General features: G+C 34.1%; 11 protein-coding genes and 1 pseudogene. 10 read left to right on the forward strand and 2 right to left on the reverse strand.

Features of this window, described 5'->3' with window-relative positions; translation table 11 throughout:
- Positions 1-75: 75 nt before the first annotated feature.
- A complete protein-coding gene (locus DFQ11_RS12650) occupies positions 76-1521 on the forward strand; it encodes a sodium:solute symporter (protein ID WP_110476254.1) in 1446 nt (481 codons plus the stop codon).
- Here DFQ11_RS12650 and DFQ11_RS12655 read toward each other — a convergent pair.
- A complete protein-coding gene (locus tag DFQ11_RS12655) occupies positions 1518-1880 on the reverse strand; it encodes a CoA-binding protein (RefSeq protein ID WP_110476255.1) in 363 nt (120 codons plus the stop codon). The genes DFQ11_RS12650 and DFQ11_RS12655 overlap by 4 nt on opposite strands.
- 107 nt (positions 1881-1987) lie before the next feature.
- Between DFQ11_RS12655 and DFQ11_RS12660 the strand changes: the two genes are divergently transcribed.
- Positions 1988-4432: an outer membrane beta-barrel family protein gene (locus DFQ11_RS12660; RefSeq protein WP_110476256.1), complete on the forward strand. Its 2445-nt coding sequence runs from the start codon at positions 1988-1990 to the stop codon at positions 4430-4432.
- Between the two features lie 293 nt (positions 4433-4725).
- Here the strand turns inward: DFQ11_RS12660 and DFQ11_RS12665 are convergent, their stop codons facing one another.
- The gene (locus tag DFQ11_RS12665) at positions 4726-5736 is read right to left on the reverse strand and encodes a 3-oxoacyl-ACP synthase III family protein (RefSeq protein ID WP_110476257.1); all 1011 of its coding nucleotides are present in this window, start codon (positions 5734-5736) and stop codon (positions 4726-4728) included.
- 185 nt (positions 5737-5921) lie between these two features.
- On the opposite strand from DFQ11_RS12665, the gene DFQ11_RS12670 reads away from it, so the two are divergent.
- From DFQ11_RS12670 to DFQ11_RS12705, 8 genes and pseudogenes are all read left to right on the forward strand, one after another.
- The gene (locus tag DFQ11_RS12670; protein WP_110476258.1) at positions 5922-8357 is read left to right on the forward strand and encodes an alpha/beta hydrolase family protein; all 2436 of its coding nucleotides are present in this window, start codon (positions 5922-5924) and stop codon (positions 8355-8357) included.
- A gap of 200 nt (positions 8358-8557) precedes the next feature.
- Positions 8558-10468, forward strand: a complete 1911-nt coding sequence (gene htpG / locus DFQ11_RS12675) for a molecular chaperone HtpG (protein WP_110476259.1) — start codon at positions 8558-8560, stop codon at positions 10466-10468.
- Positions 10469-10574: 106 nt separating this feature from the next.
- On the forward strand, positions 10575-11090 hold the full coding sequence (locus tag DFQ11_RS12680) for a hypothetical protein (RefSeq protein ID WP_110476260.1): 516 nt from the start codon (positions 10575-10577) through the stop codon (positions 11088-11090).
- 175 nt (positions 11091-11265) lie between these two features.
- Positions 11266-11673, forward strand: a pseudogene (locus DFQ11_RS12685) (molecular chaperone HtpG); the annotation flags it as partial.
- Positions 11674-11811: 138 nt separating this feature from the next.
- Positions 11812-12405, forward strand: a complete 594-nt coding sequence (locus DFQ11_RS12690) for a Crp/Fnr family transcriptional regulator (RefSeq protein WP_110476261.1) — start codon at positions 11812-11814, stop codon at positions 12403-12405.
- Positions 12406-12867: 462 nt separating this feature from the next.
- A complete protein-coding gene (locus tag DFQ11_RS12695) occupies positions 12868-16320 on the forward strand; it encodes a pyruvate carboxylase (RefSeq protein WP_110476262.1) in 3453 nt (1150 codons plus the stop codon).
- A gap of 172 nt (positions 16321-16492) precedes the next feature.
- Positions 16493-17449, forward strand: coding sequence for a 23S rRNA (adenine(1618)-N(6))-methyltransferase RlmF (gene rlmF, locus DFQ11_RS12700; protein WP_308425357.1), 957 nt, complete (start codon positions 16493-16495; stop codon positions 17447-17449).
- A 36-nt stretch (positions 17450-17485) separates the two neighbouring features.
- Positions 17486-18721, forward strand: a complete 1236-nt coding sequence (locus DFQ11_RS12705; RefSeq protein ID WP_110476263.1) for a DEAD/DEAH box helicase — start codon at positions 17486-17488, stop codon at positions 18719-18721.
- The last annotated feature ends 187 nt before the right edge of the window (positions 18722-18908 follow it).

Below are 18908 nucleotides of genomic sequence, written 5' to 3' on the forward strand. Positions count from 1 at the left end.
ATTAATTGTAATTTGAGCTCTTCTTCTTTTTCAAATGTACTACTTTTCACAAAAAATTATTTAAAACTTCAACCCATGTCACCGACGTCTATATTAGTATTAATTGCTTGTTACTTCGGCTTACTAATTTTAATCTCCTATTTCACAGGTAAAGAAGATTCTAATGCTGCTTTTTTTAAGGCTAACAAATCTGCACCATGGTATTTAGTAGCCTTTGGTATGATTGGCGCATCTTTATCTGGCGTTACATTTATTTCTGTTCCTGGTGCTGTAGAAGCCAAACAATTCGGGTACATGCAGGTAGTTTTTGGTTACTTTTTTGGCTATGTGATTATCGCTTACGTTTTATTACCACTCTATTACCGACTAAATCTCACCTCTATATATACTTACCTAAGGGATCGCTTTGGTATAGTTTCCTATAAAACAGGTTCGGTAGCCTTTTTAATATCAAGAACTGTAGGAGCTGCTTTTCGTTTATTCTTAGTCGCTAAAGTGTTGCAGTTATTGGTTTTTGACCTCTTTGATATTCCGTTTGCCGTTACTGTAATAATCACCATCGGACTAATATGGCTTTACACTTTTAAAGGCGGAATAAAAACGATTATATTCACAGACACCCTTCAAACTCTATTTATGTTAGTTTCCGTAGTGGTAACTATTGTGTTTTTAGCTTCGGCATTAGATTTAAACAGTATTGGTGAGGTGATTACATATACTAAAGAAAGTAGCCTTAGTAAAATATTCTTTTTTGAAGATGGCAACGACCCTCAGTATTTCTGGAAAAGTTTCTTGTCTGGGATTTTTATCACAATTACGATGACTGGTTTAGATCAGGATATGATGCAGAAAAATCTAACCTGTCGTAATTTGAAAGATGCGCAGAAAAACATGATTACCTTTAGTATAGTGTTGCTTTTTGTGAATATGTTATTCTTAATTCTTGGTGTGATGCTTACACAATACGCTTCTACACATGGCATCACAGCATCCAAAGATGACTTATTCCCAACCATTGCAATGCTTCCCGAAATTGGTATTGTAACCTCAGCCTTCTTTTTATTAGGCTTAATTGCTGCAGCTTATTCTAGTGCAGATTCGGCATTAACATCTTTAACCACTTCTTTTTGTTTCGACATTCTAGATATTGAAAACAAACCTGAAGAACGAAGAAAAAATATAAGAAAGCGTACTCATATTGGATTTAGTATCGTGCTAATGTTAGTGATATTGTTGTTTGATATCATCTTTAAAGACATCTCTGTTATTTGGGAATTATTTAAAGCAGCAGGCTATACTTACGGACCATTATTAGGTTTATTCGCTTTTGGTTTATTTACCAAATCACAAATCAAAGACAAATTCGTTTGGATCATCGCCATTGTAGCACCAATCCTTTCTTATCTCTTAAATATATATTCTAAAGAATTATTTAATGGCTACGAAATTGGGTTTGAAATTTTAATTATCAACGGTCTACTGATGTACTTAGGCCTAGTGATGATTAGAAAGAAAGCTTAATATTGCCCAGTACTTAACAATACTAAGGTACAAGCCACTTCGTAATCAATTCCTTCTTGCTCTAGCAAATTATAAAACTCAGGGTTCTCTGTGCCTGGATTAAAAACGACGCGTTTTGGCTTTAAACCTATGATATAGTCATAATATAATTCTTGACGTTTCGGGTTGAGGTATAGTGTTACGGTATCAATAGCTTTATAGGCCATCATATTGGTATCTATAGTTACATCACCCACCACTCCAGATCGTAACCCGAAGGCTTTCACTTCGTGGCCATGACTTCTTAACCTATTGATAGCGATATTAGAATACCGTTCAGGTTTTGTAGATGCTCCTATGACTAATGTTTTTTTGCTCATAATGTTAAATATGTGTTAAGACTATTTTATACGGTAACATAAGGTAAAAATAGTCGTCTTAATTCTAACGAACAATTTAATCAATCAAATTAACCATTCAAAAAAAAATGAGGCATTTAATCTTAATGCTTGTATTAGTTACTTCAACTTTTATAAGTGCGCAACCCAAATCTAACTCGGACGTTAAAGACGGTTCAGTTTCAGGACGAGTCATCGATGCACAACTAAATCAACCTTTACCTTATGTAAATATTGTAATTAAAGATCTTAACAATAGTATTATCACAGGTGGAATTACAAATGATGACGGTACTTTTACTATCAAAAATATACCAGAAGGAAAAGTTATTGTATCCATTCAATTCGTAGGTTTTGAAACCATTAATAAAGAAGTAATTATTGGTAGTGGGAATTACAAAATTGATATTGGTGAAGTTAAACTATACGAAGCCTCTACAGGTTTAGATGAAGTTACAGTAGTTGCAGACGTGTCTTCTATTCAGCAAAGAGTAGACAGAAAAGTCATAACTATTGGTAAAGATTTACAAACTGCAGGAGCTACTGCAAGTGAGATTATGAACAACTTACCATCTGTGAGTGTCGACCAACAAACAGGCTCTATTAGTTTACGTGGTAACCAGAATGTGCGTGTGATGGTGGATGGAAAATTATCTAATATTCCTGCCGACCAATTATTGAAGCAAATACCTTCAACATCTATTAAGAGTATTGAATTAATTACCAACCCTTCAGCTAAGTACAATCCTGAAGGCATGAGTGGAATTATTAATATAGTTCTTCATAAAAACACACAAATTGGTTTTAATGGAAATATTAATTTCGGTTTAGCCTATGAAATTGAACCTAAATTCAACAGTTCGATTGATGCGAATTACCGTAATGGAAAATTTAACTTTTATGGATCTTACGGAAATAACATCAGAAAAAGTGCTCATGAAGGTGAAATTACGAGAACAGAACAAGAGATAGAGCAAAACTTTAATATCCTAAGCAATAACAAATCGCATTTGTTTAAAGTTGGAATTGACTACTATTTAGATGATAAAAACACTATTTCGGTTTTTACGAATCAAAATCTTTTTAACGGTAGAACAAATGTTAATACCCAAATTAATTACCTCAATAATATATCACTAAACCAAGCACAAACCATGGCTGGTAATAGTGAAAACGATTCACAACAATACAACTTTAACTATAAGCACAATTTTAATGACGAAGGTCATAATATAGAGCTTGAAGTAGATTATAACACTTATGATGGCTTTGGTGATTCTGACAACATATTTTTCAGTTCACAACGTCCAAATTTCAGAGAAGACACGGATACGGACAGAAGCAGCACCACTATTAATTTAGATTATGTAAATCCATTGTCTGAAACCGCAAAACTTGAATTAGGTCTAGAAGCACGTTTGTTTGACACGAGCATTTATTACGAATCTGATCGAAGAGAGAGAAATGAAATAGGTGAGTATATCCCAACAACGACTCAATTCGATTATATGAGAGATATCTATTCTGCTTACGCGACTTACGGTAGAAAATTAGACAAATGGAGTTACCAATTTGGTGTAAGAGCCGAAACTGTAGCTGTAGAGTCCGATGCCTTTAAAAAAGATTTGGCTTCTAACGATGAGCTTTTTATACCTTTTAAAAATGACTATTTCGAATTGTATCCATCGGCTTTCATAACCTACTCTCCTTCAGAAAAAAACTCATATAACTTTAGTTATAGTAGAAGAATAGATCGCCCTGGTGTAGGACAAGTTAACCCATTACCAAACTGGAGCACACCTTTAGTTTCTGAATTTGGAAATCAGGAGTTACGTCCACAATTCACCAATTCTATCGAAGCGAATTACACAAGACAACTTGAAAAAGGTAGTATTACTGGTGGTGTATTTTACAGAATTATTGAAGATGAAATTCAACAAGCCATGTTGATTGATAGAACGGACACGAACCGTCTAATATTTACAAATTTAAACTTTGACAATAGTACGGCATATGGTGTTGAGTTATCATCTAATTACCGACCAACAAAATGGTGGAGTATTAATGGTAGTTTTGATTTATACTCACAAACGCAAAAAAGTATAGCTGAATCATTTGACACAAATCAAGAGATTGTTTTAAACACGGTTGAAGTTGATAATGTAGCTTGGAGCACAAGAATCTTTAACAATTTTAAAGTAAGCAAGAGTTTAAGTTTATCGGCTTTTGGGATGTACAGATCAAAAAGTAAAAACATCCAATTTGATTCGAAAGATATGCTCATGGTGAATCTAGGTTTACGTTACAGTTTTATGGAAGGAAGAGCGAGTTTCAGCCTAAGCTATAACGATATTTTTGACACCATGTATGCGGAATTCACTAGCGAAAGGCCATACGCCCAATTAGGTCGTTTTAACTGGGAAAGTCAACAAGTCTCAGGACAACTTTCTTACCGCTTTGGTGGTGGAAAATACAGAGCTAAATCTCGTAAACAACGTGACAATGATGTTAAAGAAGGTGGAGGTTTATTCTAATCACAACTATCACAATCAAAAAAAATAAGAATATTCTTATAACCCATTCATTTTCAATTTACAAAACCCGAGACAGAAGTTTCGGGTTTTGTGTTAAATACAAGTTAATTACCAGAAACGATGAAATAAAATTGAAGTTTTTACGTCTATAGTAATATAAGTTTTTAAGTAATATTCGTTATAAATTAGTTTTTATAATAGTGTTGGTTAAGTTGGTTAATAGCTGAAAAGCCCAAACAGATGTTTGGGCTTTTCTATTTTTAAAATGTTTAATTTTGATTTTAAGAACTTATTTACCACTTCATAATCACACTTCCCCAAGTAAATCCACTACCAAACGCAGCCAATACCACCGTATCACCCTCTTTAATTTTACCTTCTTCCCAAGCCTCAGTTAAAGCAATAGGTATCGATGCCGCCGTTGTATTTCCGTATTTCTGAATATTATTAAAAACTTGATCGTCGCCTAATTGAAATTTTTTCTGAATAAATTGTGAGATACGTAAATTAGCTTGATGTGGAATCAGCATATTAATATCACCAACTTGCAAGTTGTTCTTCGTCAAACCTTCCATAATCACTTCACTAAAACGAACAACTGCATTTTTAAATACAAACTGTCCATTCATGTGCGGGAAGTAACTTTCGTCATTTGGATCTTTATCTTCTAAAATATCGTTTACCCAGCGCTTACCCATTCCTGGAGCTACCAATACCAATTCTTCAGCATGCTCTCCTTGTGAATGTAAGTGCGTAGACAATACACCTTTCGAGTTATCTTCATCTCTAGTTAAAACTGCAGCACCTGCGCCATCTCCAAAAATAACAGTGACTCCTCTACCCCTAGTGGTTTTATCCAAACCGTGCGAATGCAATTCACTACCAATCACCAAAATGTTCTTATACATTCCAGTTTTTATAAAATTATCAGCTACAGAAAGTGCATAAATGAATCCAGAACATTGGTTACGTACGTCTAAAGCACCAATCGTTTTAATATCTAAGGCTTGCTGAACTTGTACACCTGGACCAGGGAAATACATATCCGGACTCAAGGTTGCAAATACAATAAAATCTATATCATCTTTATCAATTCCCGAACGCTCAATTGCAATTTTAGCGGCTTTCACTCCCATAGTAGCCGTCGTATCACCAGAACCTTTCTTTACCCAACGACGTTCTTTAATTCCAGTTCTTTCTTGGATCCATTCGTCATTGGTATCCATCATTTTAGACAAATCGTGATTAGTAACTATATTGTCTGGCACGTATTTGCCTAAGCCTATTATTTTTGAGTTATACATCTATTCTTTATTTGTTTGGTGATCTTGATAATTATAATTTGAAATTTAAATATAGTACAAATTTAATATTTTTAAATCGGAACTCTATCCTATGCTCTCAATTCTAACTTTAACAAGTTGTATAGATTTAGACTTTGATATTTTGGTTAACTTCAAACTTTTAATTTTTTAACTAAACCATACCTATGAAAAGTTTATTCAGACTGTTCGCATTTCTCTGTCTTACCAATGTATTTGCGCAACAAAATTTAACGTACCAACAACCCTCAGAAGAAATTTTAGAATTAGCAGATGTCGAGTTAGCTCCTGGAGGTCAAATTGACAGTAAGGGCGAAAACATGATATTAATTTATCGTAACCAATACAAGTCCATTGCAGAGCTTTCAGAAACCGAATTAAGGTTAGCAGGTCTAAGAATCAATCCTGTTACCAATATTGGTAGTAGAACGACATATTACACCAATCTTAAAGTTAAGAAAACCGAAGACAAAGATGCCACACAAGTATCTGGTTTACCTGACGACGCACGACTTTCAAGCTTCAGATGGTCTCCAGATGAAACCATGGTCGCTTTTTTAAATACCACTTCAAAAGGTGTGGAAGTTTGGGTATTAGACATTGCTAATGCCAAAGCTAAGAAGCTTACTGATGCAACGGTTAATGCCAATATGGGTAGTTCACTCAACTGGTTAAAAGACAATAGAAATTTATTGGTCAAAATGCTACCAAGTGACAGAAAACCTTTAATTGACACGGATACAGCCGTTCCAGCAGGACCAACCATTTCAGAAAGTGACGGTGAAAAAGCACAAAATAGAACTTATCAAGATTTACTAAAAACTCCGAATGACGAATTTAATTTTGAACAATTAGCACGTTCAGAACTTAAGAAAGTATCCATCAACGGAGCCGTAGAATCATTTTTACCGGCAGATATGTATCGCGGTGTGAATATTTCGCCAAATGGAAACTTTATCATGATTACGACTATTAAAAGACCTTTTTCCTATTTAGTGACCTACTCTAGGTTCCCAAGTGAAAGTACCATCTACACTACGGAAGGCACTAAAGTTAAAACGGTAAATGAAGTTCCTTTAGATGAAGTAAGACCAAAAGGTTTTATGGCAACTCGTACAGGAAAACGAAATATGACATGGCGTGACGATCAGCCATCAACTTTAGTTTGGGCTGAAGCTTTAGATCAAGGAGATCCTGAGATTGAAGTCGAATATAGAGATGCTGTTTATGAAGTTAAAGCCCCTTTCACAGCGACTCCAAAATTGATCTTAAAAACTAAACAACGTTTTAGAGGCATCAGTTGGGGAGATGATAAAACGGCAATTGCTTACGATTATTGGTGGAACACAAGAAACACAAAAACCTATCTATTTAACCCATCCAATGCTTCAGATGTAAAAATCATCACCGATAGAAGCTATCAAGATGTATACAGTGATCCAGGGAGTTTTGTACGATCTAAAAACGAATTTGGTGAGTATACTTTAACCATGAACGGCAGTAAATTATATCTAATGGGAGACGGTTATTCAAAAGAAGGTCAGTTTCCTTTTATTGATGAATACAATGTTAAATCGGGAAAAACAAAGCGTCTGTATCAGTCGAAATACACCGATAAGTTAGAAAACCTAAACTCTGCTCTAGACATGAAGAAAGGAGAGGTTTTAGTTAGAATTGAATCTCCATCAGAATATCCTAATTACTATATTAGAAATATTAATAAGAAAAATGATTTAAAAGCAATCACTGCTTTTGAAAACCCATTTAAAAGTTTAGAAAATGTAAATAAGCGTGTCATCAATTATAAAAGAGATGATGGTTTAGATTTAGAAGGAACGCTTTACTTACCCTTAAACTATGAAGAAGGTAAAAAATACCCAATGATTTTATGGGCTTACCCTCGTGAGTACAAAGACAAATCAAGCGCCTCTCAAAGCACAACAAATCCAAATGAATTTGTATATCCAAGTTGGGGTTCACCTATTTACTGGGTGACAAAAGGATACGTTGTTTTAGACGACGCCGCTTTCCCAATTGTAGGAGAGGGAAGCGAAGAGCCAAATGATTCGTTTAGAACTCAATTAGTTGCCAATGGAAAAGCAGCTATTGATGCTGTTGATAATCTAGGCTTAGTTGACAGAAACAAAGTTGCTGTTGGAGGACATAGTTATGGTGCATTTATGACGGCAAACTTATTATCTCACTCTAATATGTATGCCGCAGGAATTGCCAGAAGTGGAGCATACAACAGAACACTTACACCTTTCGGATTCCAAAGTGAAGAACGAAGCTACTGGGATGCTCCAGAAGTCTATTATAATATGTCTCCTTTTATGCATGCCGATAAAATGAAAACCCCTTTATTATTAATACATGGTGTTGCAGATAATAACTCAGGAACCTATCCGCTACAAAGCGAGCGTTATTTTAATGCACTCAAAGGTTTAGGCGCTCCAGTTAGATTAGTAATGTTACCAAAAGAAAGTCACGGTTATAGAGCTAAAGAATCTATTATGCACACACTTTGGGAACAAGACCAATGGCTAGAAAAACACGTAAAAAATCGTGTGATAGAAGAAGAAACCACTGATAGTGAGGACTAATTATTAGTCAAAGCTTTTATTCCTATATAATTAAAAACCATTCCGTAAAACGAATGGTTTTTTTTATGTCATCTTGTCACAATTTTAGTCTTGGTATTTTATTTGACTATTATAATGCTGAACGATTAAATAACTAATTCTGTCATTTTGAGTTGAGACGAAGGTCAAATAACCTATAGTGACAAAAAACAATTATAATTATGACAAAGGGAAATATTAATGTATCGGTAGAGAATATCTTTCCGTTAATTAAAAAATTCTTGTACAGCGATCACGAAATCTTCTTACGTGAGCTTATTAGTAACGCAACCGATGCGACACTAAAATTAAAACACTTAACAAGTATTGGCGAGTCTAAATCTGAATACGGAAATCCACAGATTGAAGTTAAGATTGATAAAGAAGGAAAGAAGCTTCATATCATCGATCAAGGTTTAGGTATGACCGCTGAAGAGGTAGAAAAGTATATCAACCAAGTGGCCTTCTCTGGAGCTGAAGAATTCTTAGATAAATATAAAGATTCAGCTAAAGATTCAGGTATTATTGGTCATTTCGGTCTTGGCTTCTACTCTGCTTTTATGGTTGCAGAAAAGGTAGAGATCATCACTAAATCTCATACAGATGCACCGGCAGCACATTGGACTTGTGATGGTTCCCCAGAGTTTACTTTAGAGGCTCATGACAAAACTGATAGAGGAACGGAAATCATCCTTCATATTGCTGAAGATTCTACCGAATTCCTAGAAGAATCTAGAATCCGTGAGTTATTGAACAAATACAATAAGTTTATGCCTATTCCAATTAAGTTTGGAACTAAGGAAATAAACGATCCTGAGTTTACACCAAAGACGACTAAGGATAAAGACGGCAAAGAAACTACAGAGCCACACAAAAAAATTAGTGTAGATGATATTATCAACAACCCTAACCCAGCGTGGACAAAACAACCTACTGAATTAGAGGATGAAGATTATAAAAACTTCTACAGAGAGTTGTATCCAATGCAATTTGAAGAACCTCTATTCCACATTCATTTGAATGTAGATTATCCGTTCAACTTAACAGGAATCTTGTATTTCCCTAAGATGACGAGTGATATGAACATTCAAAAGGATAAAATTCAACTGTACCAAAATCAAGTTTTTGTAACTGACAATGTGGAAGGTATAGTTCCTGAATTCTTAACCATGTTACGTGGTGTTATTGATTCACCAGACATTCCGTTAAACGTATCGCGTTCTTATTTACAAGCTGACGGAGCGGTGAAGAAAATCTCATCTTACATCACTCGTAAAGTTGCTGATAAATTAAAATCTTTATTCAATAATAGTAGAGAAGATTTCGAAAAGAAATGGGATGACATCAAAATTGTTATCGAATACGGAATGTTATCGGAAGAGAAGTTTTTCGAAAAAGCAGATGCTTTCGCATTATATCCAACCGTTGATGAAAAATATTATACATACGAAGAGCTTTTCAACAAAACAAAAGCAAATCAAACGGATAAAGATGGTAAACTAGTATTACTTTATGCCTCTAATAAAGATACGCAACACAGTTATATTGAGGCTGCAAAAGCAAAAGGTTATGAGGTATTAATGCTAGACTCACCAATTGTTTCGCATTTAATTCAAAAACTAGAGTCTACTAAAGAAAACATATCTTTTGCACGTGTAGATGGTGATCATATCGATAACTTAATTAAGAAAGAAGACACTACGATTTCTAAATTAACTGAAGAACAGCAAACAGAATTAGACACGCTTTTAAAAGAAGTAATCCCTGCTGAAAAATTTTCAGTTCAGTTAGAAGCAATGGATAGTGATGCATCTCCATTTATAATTACGCAGCCAGAATTTATGCGTAGAATGAAAGAAATGCAAGCTACTGGTGGCGGTGGAATGTTTGGAATGGGTAATATGCCAGAAATGTATAACCTAGTTGTAAATACAAACTCTGATTTAGTTGGTGAAATTTTAAATACGAAGACTAAAAAGAAACAAGAGCGTTTAATTTCACAAAGTTTAGATTTAGCACGTTTATCTCAAGGCCTTTTAAAAGGTGAAGAGTTAACTAACTTTATCAAGCGTAGCTATGATATGATAAAATAACAAACTTCTGTTTCGTCGGAATTCTCATTATGAAAATGACCACTTTGTTTATTCAAAGTGGTTTTTTTCTATATTTGAAAATTTATTATCTTAAAAACCTAGTCCTATGATTACTAAACTAACATCACTTAAAAGCTTTATTTACATATTAATCTTTGGAGTTATAACATGCAGTTGTTCTAAACCAAAGGACGTCTACCATCCTGGACAAGGGCCATCAACCGCTGATGGAAACTACGAATTAGTTAAGATAAACAAATCTTGGACAGTTGTTACACCTACTAGTCATATTCCCCATGTAGAAAACTTAACAACTGGATGCGCATTATTGAGTACACTTAAATTTAAATCTAATAAAACTTTTGAATTTACAGATTACAATAATGACAATGATTGTACAGATTTTGAAATCATAAGTGGTAATTGGATTGAAACTCGCAATTCTCCAGCAGGTTTCGGAGGTGAGCTTAATTTTAATAGTAAATTTAGAGGGTTCAATACTTATGATGTCACTTATAGTTCTGAAGGAAATATTTCAAATGGTCGTAATGTTTCTTTAAGAATTAAAACAGTAGTAGAGGGACAAGAATACTGGTACAACTTATTATTTTACAGAGTCTAACCTTTAAATTTCAGATATGAAGTCCTATAAAATAATTATTTATTTATCGCGATTATAACATTACCTTCTTATAGTACAGAAAAAGTTGAGCCAGAAGATATGTTTGAACCAATACTTATTTTTCCCGAATTAAGGACTTAATTCTTTAACGCATTTAGGCGTCTTAAAATTGAATAAAGATGACCACTTCACGATTTCTAAATTAACTGAAGAACAGCAAACAGAATTAGACACCCTTCTAAAAGAGGTAATCCCTGCTGAAAAATTTTCAGTTCAGTTAGAAGCAATGGATAGTGATGCCTCTCCATTTATAATTACGCAGCCAGAATTTATGCGTAGAATGAAAGAAATGCAAGCTACTGTTGGCGGTGGAATGTTTGGAATGGGTAATATGCTAGAAATGTATAACCTAGTTGTAAACACAAACTCTGATTTAGTTGGTGAAATTTTAAATACGAAGACTAAAAAGAAACAAGAGCGTTTAATTTCGCAAAGTTTAGATTTAGCACGTTTATCTCAAGGCCTTTTAAAAGGTGAAGAGTTAACTAACTTTATCAAGCGTAGCTACGATATGATAAAATAATAGATTTTTTTGTAGACAAAAACCTTAAATAAAGAAACCATCTCATTCATTTGAGGTGGTTTTTTTTGAATTTTAAAGATGCACTTTTCGTTGGGTTATTGCAAAATTAGGATTATCTTAATAGCTTATTTTTTACTGATGAATTCGACACGTACACAAATTGAAAAAATATTCAATGACCTTAAACTTTCGGATAATGAGGTTAATCTTATAGCATCCGTTTTGCATAAAATGCAGGTAAAGAAAGGTACAATCTTACTTAAAGCAGGTGATGTTGTAGAGCATATGTATTATATAAATAGTGGATGTATGAGAACTTATCATATAGACGAAAATGGTAAAGAGCATACGATGCAGTTTGCTGTAGAAAACTCATGGATATCAGATTTTACTGCATTTTTTTCAGGCTCAAAAGCCCTGCTAAATATTGAAGTTATACATGACGCTACCATTTACAGATTAGCAGCAAAAGACAAGCTTAGAATAACACAAAAAATTCCACAAATACAAAATTATATTAATACAAAGCTAGAATTAATCTATACTATAATGCAAAAACGAATTCTAGCTAAGCTTTCACGAACAGCTTCTGAACAATATATTGACTTTATAACGGCCTACCCTGACATAGAACAAAAGGTTAAAAATTACCATATTGCATCTTATTTAGGTATTACTACAGAAAGTTTAAGCAGAATTAGAAAAGAATTGCAAAACACTAAGTTTTATTAACATACATCAATTTTTATTTAAAATACAATATTTATTTTTGTCAAACCTTACTAGGTAAATAGCATTTTCCCTAAGATTAATAGCCCTAAAAGCACGAGTTTAATATACTGGTGCTTTTTTTATTCCATTTTCTACCAAAAAAATTTAAGTCATTTCTTATAGTTCTACTATATTTTATTAGAAATACTCGCCTTAATCCAACTTTCTGATAACTTTTAAAACCTGAAGTCACATTTCCCTCTTATTTTTTGATGATTTGTAAGATTATTCATTTCATAATATAAAATATGTAGTCATTTTAGTATTTTTTATTAATGTGAAATGACGCTTCCTAATAATTTATGTAACTTTCACGACAACGTTGTAGTTCATCTTTTTAACAGAAAAAAACGAACACATCCATGAAAAAAACAGGTCAACAAACAATCTTAAATACATAAAAATCAACACATTCCACTTCTCATGAAAATTAAAAAAATTCTTGTTGCCAACCGTAGTGAAATTGCCATCCGTATTCTTAGGGCATGTGCCGAACTTAATATTGCTACAGTTGCGATTTACACCTATGAAGACCGCTATTCGCAACATAGAAATAAAGCTGACGAGTCTTATCAAATTGGCGAAGACAACGATCCTTTAAAACCATATTTAGATATCGATGAAATTGTAGCCTTAGCTAAAGAAAAAAATGTAGATGCTATTCATCCAGGCTATGGCTTCTTATCTGAAAACTCTGAATTTGCCAGACGTTGTGCTGAAAATGATATCATATTTATCGGTCCAGATCCAGATGTTATGGATGCTTTAGGCGATAAAATCACAGCTAAAAAAATTGCAGTAAAATGTAATGTTCCAATCATTGAAAGCAATAAGAAAGATTTAACCTCTTTAGATATTGCGATTTCTGAAGCTAACTCCATTGGCTATCCTTTAATGCTTAAAGCTGCTTCTGGTGGTGGTGGACGTGGAATGCGTGTTGTTAGAAATAATGAAGACTTAGAACACAATTTTGATTCGGCAAAAAATGAAGCATTAAATGCTTTTGGTGATGATACCATGTTCTTAGAAAAGTATGTAGAAAATCCTAAACATATCGAAGTACAAATAGTAGCGGATAGACATGGAAATATTCGACATTTATTTGAACGTGATTGTTCTGTGCAGCGTCGTCACCAAAAAGTTGTAGAGATTGCACCTTCATACAATCTTTCTGATGAAGTAAAACAAAAATTATACGATTACGCTGTTTCAATCGCTGCTGAAGTCAACTATAATAATATTGGAACGGTTGAATTTTTAGTGGACCAAGAAGATAATATCTACTTTATTGAGGTTAACCCACGAATTCAAGTTGAGCATACCGTAACTGAAATGGTCACTGGTGTCGATTTAGTAAAAACCCAGATTTTCGTTGCTGGTGGTTACAAACTATCTGATCAACAAATAAAAATATACGAACAAGACTCGTTGTCCACCTATGGTTTTGCCCTTCAATGCCGATTAACGACTGAAGACCCAGAAAATAATTTCACGCCAGATTACGGAAATATAACCACCTACAGAAGCGCTTCGGGAATGGGAATCCGCTTGGATGCAGGAAGTATTTATCAAGGTTATAACGTGAGTCCATTCTTTGATTCCATGTTAGTAAAAGTTTCAGCCCAAGGAAGAACGTTAGATGGAGCTATCCGTAAAATGACACGTGCCTTAAAGGAGTTTAGAATTAGAGGTGTGAAAACTAATATTCACTTCTTACAAAATGTGATTCAGCATGATACCTTTAGAGAAGGAAAAGTGACCGTTAATTTCATTCAGAACACCCCATCATTATTCGAAATAAAATTACCACAAGATAGAACTTCGAAAGCCATAAATTTCCTTGCTGAAGTTGTAGTTAATGGTAATTCTGATGTAAAGAATATCGATAAAACGAAGGTTTTTAGAACAGCGAAAGTTCCTAAATACAAACGTGCAGATGCTTTTCCAAAAGGAACAAAAGACTTACTTACAGAACTTGGTCCTGAAGCATTTTGCCAATGGTTAAAAGACGAAAAGAAAATTCATTATACAGACACTACAATGCGTGATGCGCATCAATCTCTTTTAGCTACTCGTATGAGAAGTTACGACATGCTTAAAGTTGCGGAAAGTTTTGCTAAAAACCATCCAAACACCTTTAGTATGGAAGTTTGGGGAGGCGCTACATTTGATGTGTGTTACCGCTTTTTACACGAAAGTCCATGGACACGCTTAAGAGAATTACGAAAAGCTGTACCTAATATTTTATTTCAAATGTTGTTGCGTGGCTCTAATGCCGTTGGATATAAAGCCTATCCCGATAATTTAATTGAGAAATTCGTAGAGAAATCCTGGGAAAATGGTGTTGATATTTTTAGAATATTCGACTCCCTAAACTGGGTGAAGGCTATGGAACCAAGCATGAATTTTGTTAGAAAAAACACAGGTGGTATTGCTCAAGCCGCGATTAGTTATACTGGTGATATTTTAGATCCCAATCAAACTAAATATAACCTCAACTATTATACGCAACTCGCAAAAGATTTAGAAAATGCAGGAGCGCATATGATAGCTATTAAAGATATGGCTGGTTTATTAAAACCTTATGCCGCTACGGAATTAGTAGGCGCATTAAAAGACACGGTAAATATCCCTATTCAATTACATACTCACGACACCTCATCATTACAAACAGCAACCTACTTAAAAGCTATTGAAGCTGGTGTTGATGTCGTTGATGTGGCTCTTGGCGGACTATCAGGTTTAACGTCGCAGCCTAATTTCAATGCAGTTATAGAAATGATGAAAGGTCAAGAACGCGAGCATGATTTTAATATGGAGACCTTAAATCAGTTTTCAAATTATTGGGAAGACACTCGAGAAATGTATTATCCTTTCGAATCTGGTTTAAAAGCCGGTACAGCCGAAGTGTTTCAACATGAAATTCCAGGAGGCCAATACTCCAACCTTAGACCACAGGCCATTGCTTTAGGTTTAGGGGATCGATTTGACGAAGTAAAGAAAATGTACGCCCAAGTAAATACCATGTTTGGGAACCTTATTAAAGTAACACCAAGTTCTAAAGTAGTTGGTGATATGGCAATTTTTATGGTGACCAACAATTTAACTCCTGAAGATGTGATGGAGCGTGGTGAAACGATTTCATTTCCAGAATCAGTGATCAATTTCTTTAAGGGCGATTTAGGTCAGCCTGTTGGTGGATTTCCTAAAAAGCTTCAAAGTATCATTTTAAGAAATAAAGAAGCTTATACGGACAGACCAAATGCTCATTTAAAACCTGTAGATTTCACTAAGGAATTTGCAGCCTTTAAGAAGAAATTTCAGCAAGGTTTTACTCGACCAATAGAGATGGAAGACTTTTTATCATATATGCTATATCCAAAAGTCTTTGAAACGGCACATGAGAATTACAAGAAATATGGAAATATAGCACTTATTCCAACCAAAGATTTCTTTTTTGGCATGAAGCTTCAAGAGGAAACTTTTATAACATTAGAACCAGGAAAAACCATTATTGTAAAGTTACTTTCTGTTGGTATTCCTAATGATGAAGGCGTTCGAACCGTATTCTTTAAGGTGAATGGTGAAAATCGATTTGTTGAAGTTTTTGATACCTCATTAAATATTCAAAAAGTTCAGAACGAAAAAATAAATCGAGAGGATGCCAATCAGATTGGAGCACCATTACAAGGGTCTTTATATAAGGTTTTGGTAAAAAAAGGTACAATGGTTAAAGAAAACGATCCTTTATTTGTAATAGAAGCTATGAAAATGGAAACTACGGTTACCGCTCATAAAGCTGGAAAAATAAAATCGGTTAGCTTAGCTGAAGGTACTATGGTAAAACAAGATGATTTAGTAGTAACTATGGAGTAAAGCTTTAATACTAAGTTCACGAATTCTCACTAATTTTCGCAGTAGCTTAACAGAAGTTGTAATTAAGCTTTCGTTCATTGTATTGCATTAATTAGTGAGTTTCGTGTATAACAACTTAGAAACTCATTGTAATGCTTTTCCATTACCTTTGCATTTTCAAACTATACACACCTTGCAGAAAAAAAAACCACATCCTAAAGTTAAATCAGAGCTTCATCCCAGAAGTCGACATAGAGAACGCTATAACTTCGAAGAACTTATTAAAAGTTCACCAGATCTAGCCCCATTTGTCGCACCTAATAAATATGGCGATGAATCAATTAACTTTTTCAACCCTGATGCTGTAAAAGCATTAAACACCGCTTTATTGAAACACCATTACAGATTAGAATATTGGGATATACCTCAGCATTATTTATGTCCTCCAATTCCTGGAAGAGCAGATTATATACATAATATCGCTGATTTATTAAAGGAGCATCAATCAGAAATCCCAACAGGTCAACACATAAAAGGTTTAGATATTGGTGTTGGTGCCAATTGTATATATCCTATTATTGGAAACCACGAATACGGTTGGTCTTTTATAGGTAGTGATACAGACGAAAAAGCCATTAGTTCCGCACAGTCAATAGTCACTAAAAACCCAAACTTAAAATCTCATATTGAAATCCGACGTCAAGAACAGGCTAATGCCTTTTTTAAAGGTGTATTAAATCCTGATGAACGTGTGGATTTCACTATTTGCAACCCTCCTTTTCATGCCTCATTAGAAGATGCAAAAAAAGCCAGTCTAAAAAAACTTAAGAATTTAAAGGGTCAACCAGATGTGAAACCTGTTTTAAATTTTGGTGGTCAGCAGAATGAATTATGGACAAAAGGCGGTGAAGCTCGTTTTGTAAAAGATATGATTTACGAGAGTAAACATTTTTCTAAGCAATGTTTATGGTTTACAAGTTTGATTTCAAAAGAAACCACATTAAAACCAACTTATAAAATTTTACAAAAGGTGAATGCCACATTTGTAAAAACTATAGAAATGGGTCAGGGCCATAAGATAAGTAGATTTATTGCTTGGACATTTTTAACAGAACAAGAACAAAAGGATTGGGTAAAAGAACGTTGGTAGAACATTTCATCTACCTTTGCAACAAATATAATACAGATGTCATTTAAAGACTTAAACCTCATAAAACCGTTACAAAAAGCCGTTGAAGCTTCCGGTTACGTAGAACCTACTTTGGTTCAGCAACGCTCGATTCCACTAATACTAGAAGGAAAAGATGTTATAGTCTCAGCTCAAACTGGAACAGGTAAAACTGCTGCTTTTGCCTTACCAATATTGCAAAAACTCTATGACAAACAAGATACTCCAAAAAAAGGGAAGAAAATTAGAGCTGTAATACTGAGTCCAACACGTGAATTAGCCTTACAAATTCAACAAAATTTTAAATCCTATGCCGAGTTCACTAATCTAACAACATTAGTAGTTTTTGGAGGAGCCTCTATTGAACCACAAATCGATGGATTAAAAAAAGGCGTTGATATTTTAGTAGCAACTCCTGGTCGACTACTCGATTTACATAAGCAAGATTATATCAATCTAGATTATGTTGAAACTTTTGTATTAGATGAAGCCGATTTAATGTTAGATATGGGCTTTATTGATGACATTAAAAAGGTAGAACGCCTTTGCCCAGAAAATAAACAAACCCTTTTATTCTCGGCTACCATTCCAAATAAGATTGAAGAATTAGCCAATAGCATTCTTACAAATCCTGAACGTATAGATGTTACACCAACAAAATCTGTAGCTAAAGACGTAGATCAACTCTTGTATTATGTTCCCAAACGCAATAAAATTGAATTGTGTTTACATTTAATTCGTAACACTATTGAAGGAAATGTTCTAATTTTTAGACGTACTAAATTTGGTGTCAACAAGCTTGAAGAGACGCTTCTTAAAAATGGATTCTCTGTAAATAGCATTCATGGTGACAAAGCTCAGAGTGAACGACAAACGGCCCTAAACAAATTTAAAAGTGGTTATGTAAAAGTGCTTATTGCCACAGATGTTGCTGCTCGTGGAATTGACATTAATGAATTAGATAACGTTCTTAATTTTGATATGCCTAATGTTCCAGAAACTTATGTTCATAGAATTGGCAGAACAGGACGTGCTGGCCATACAGGAAAGTCCTATTCTATGTGTTCGGCAGACGAAAAAAGCTATGTAAAAGCTATTGAGAACTATATAAATGTATCTATTCCTGTTGCCACTGAACACCCTTACCCTTTAGATCCCAAAGCAAAACCTATAGTTCATAAGAAAAAAGGTAGTAAATATAAGAAAGGTCGTAAAAGTGAAGCTTCTAAAAAGAAGAAGAAACGATGGTATTAGTACAGTTGTTAGGCTTTAGACGTTAGATAATAAAAAAAGCACTTGATAAACTCAAGTGCTTTTTTATTGATTATTGGTCTTAAGAAAATAAAAAGCATAATATTTTGTGACCAAGTATTTAATTCATCATCTTTAATGTCTGAAAATGGTGTAGTACATCTATTTTTAGGTCTTTAAAAAGACGCTA

The organism is Winogradskyella epiphytica (genome assembly GCF_003217215.1).
Taxonomy (GTDB): Bacteria; Bacteroidota; Bacteroidia; order Flavobacteriales; family Flavobacteriaceae; genus Winogradskyella; species Winogradskyella epiphytica.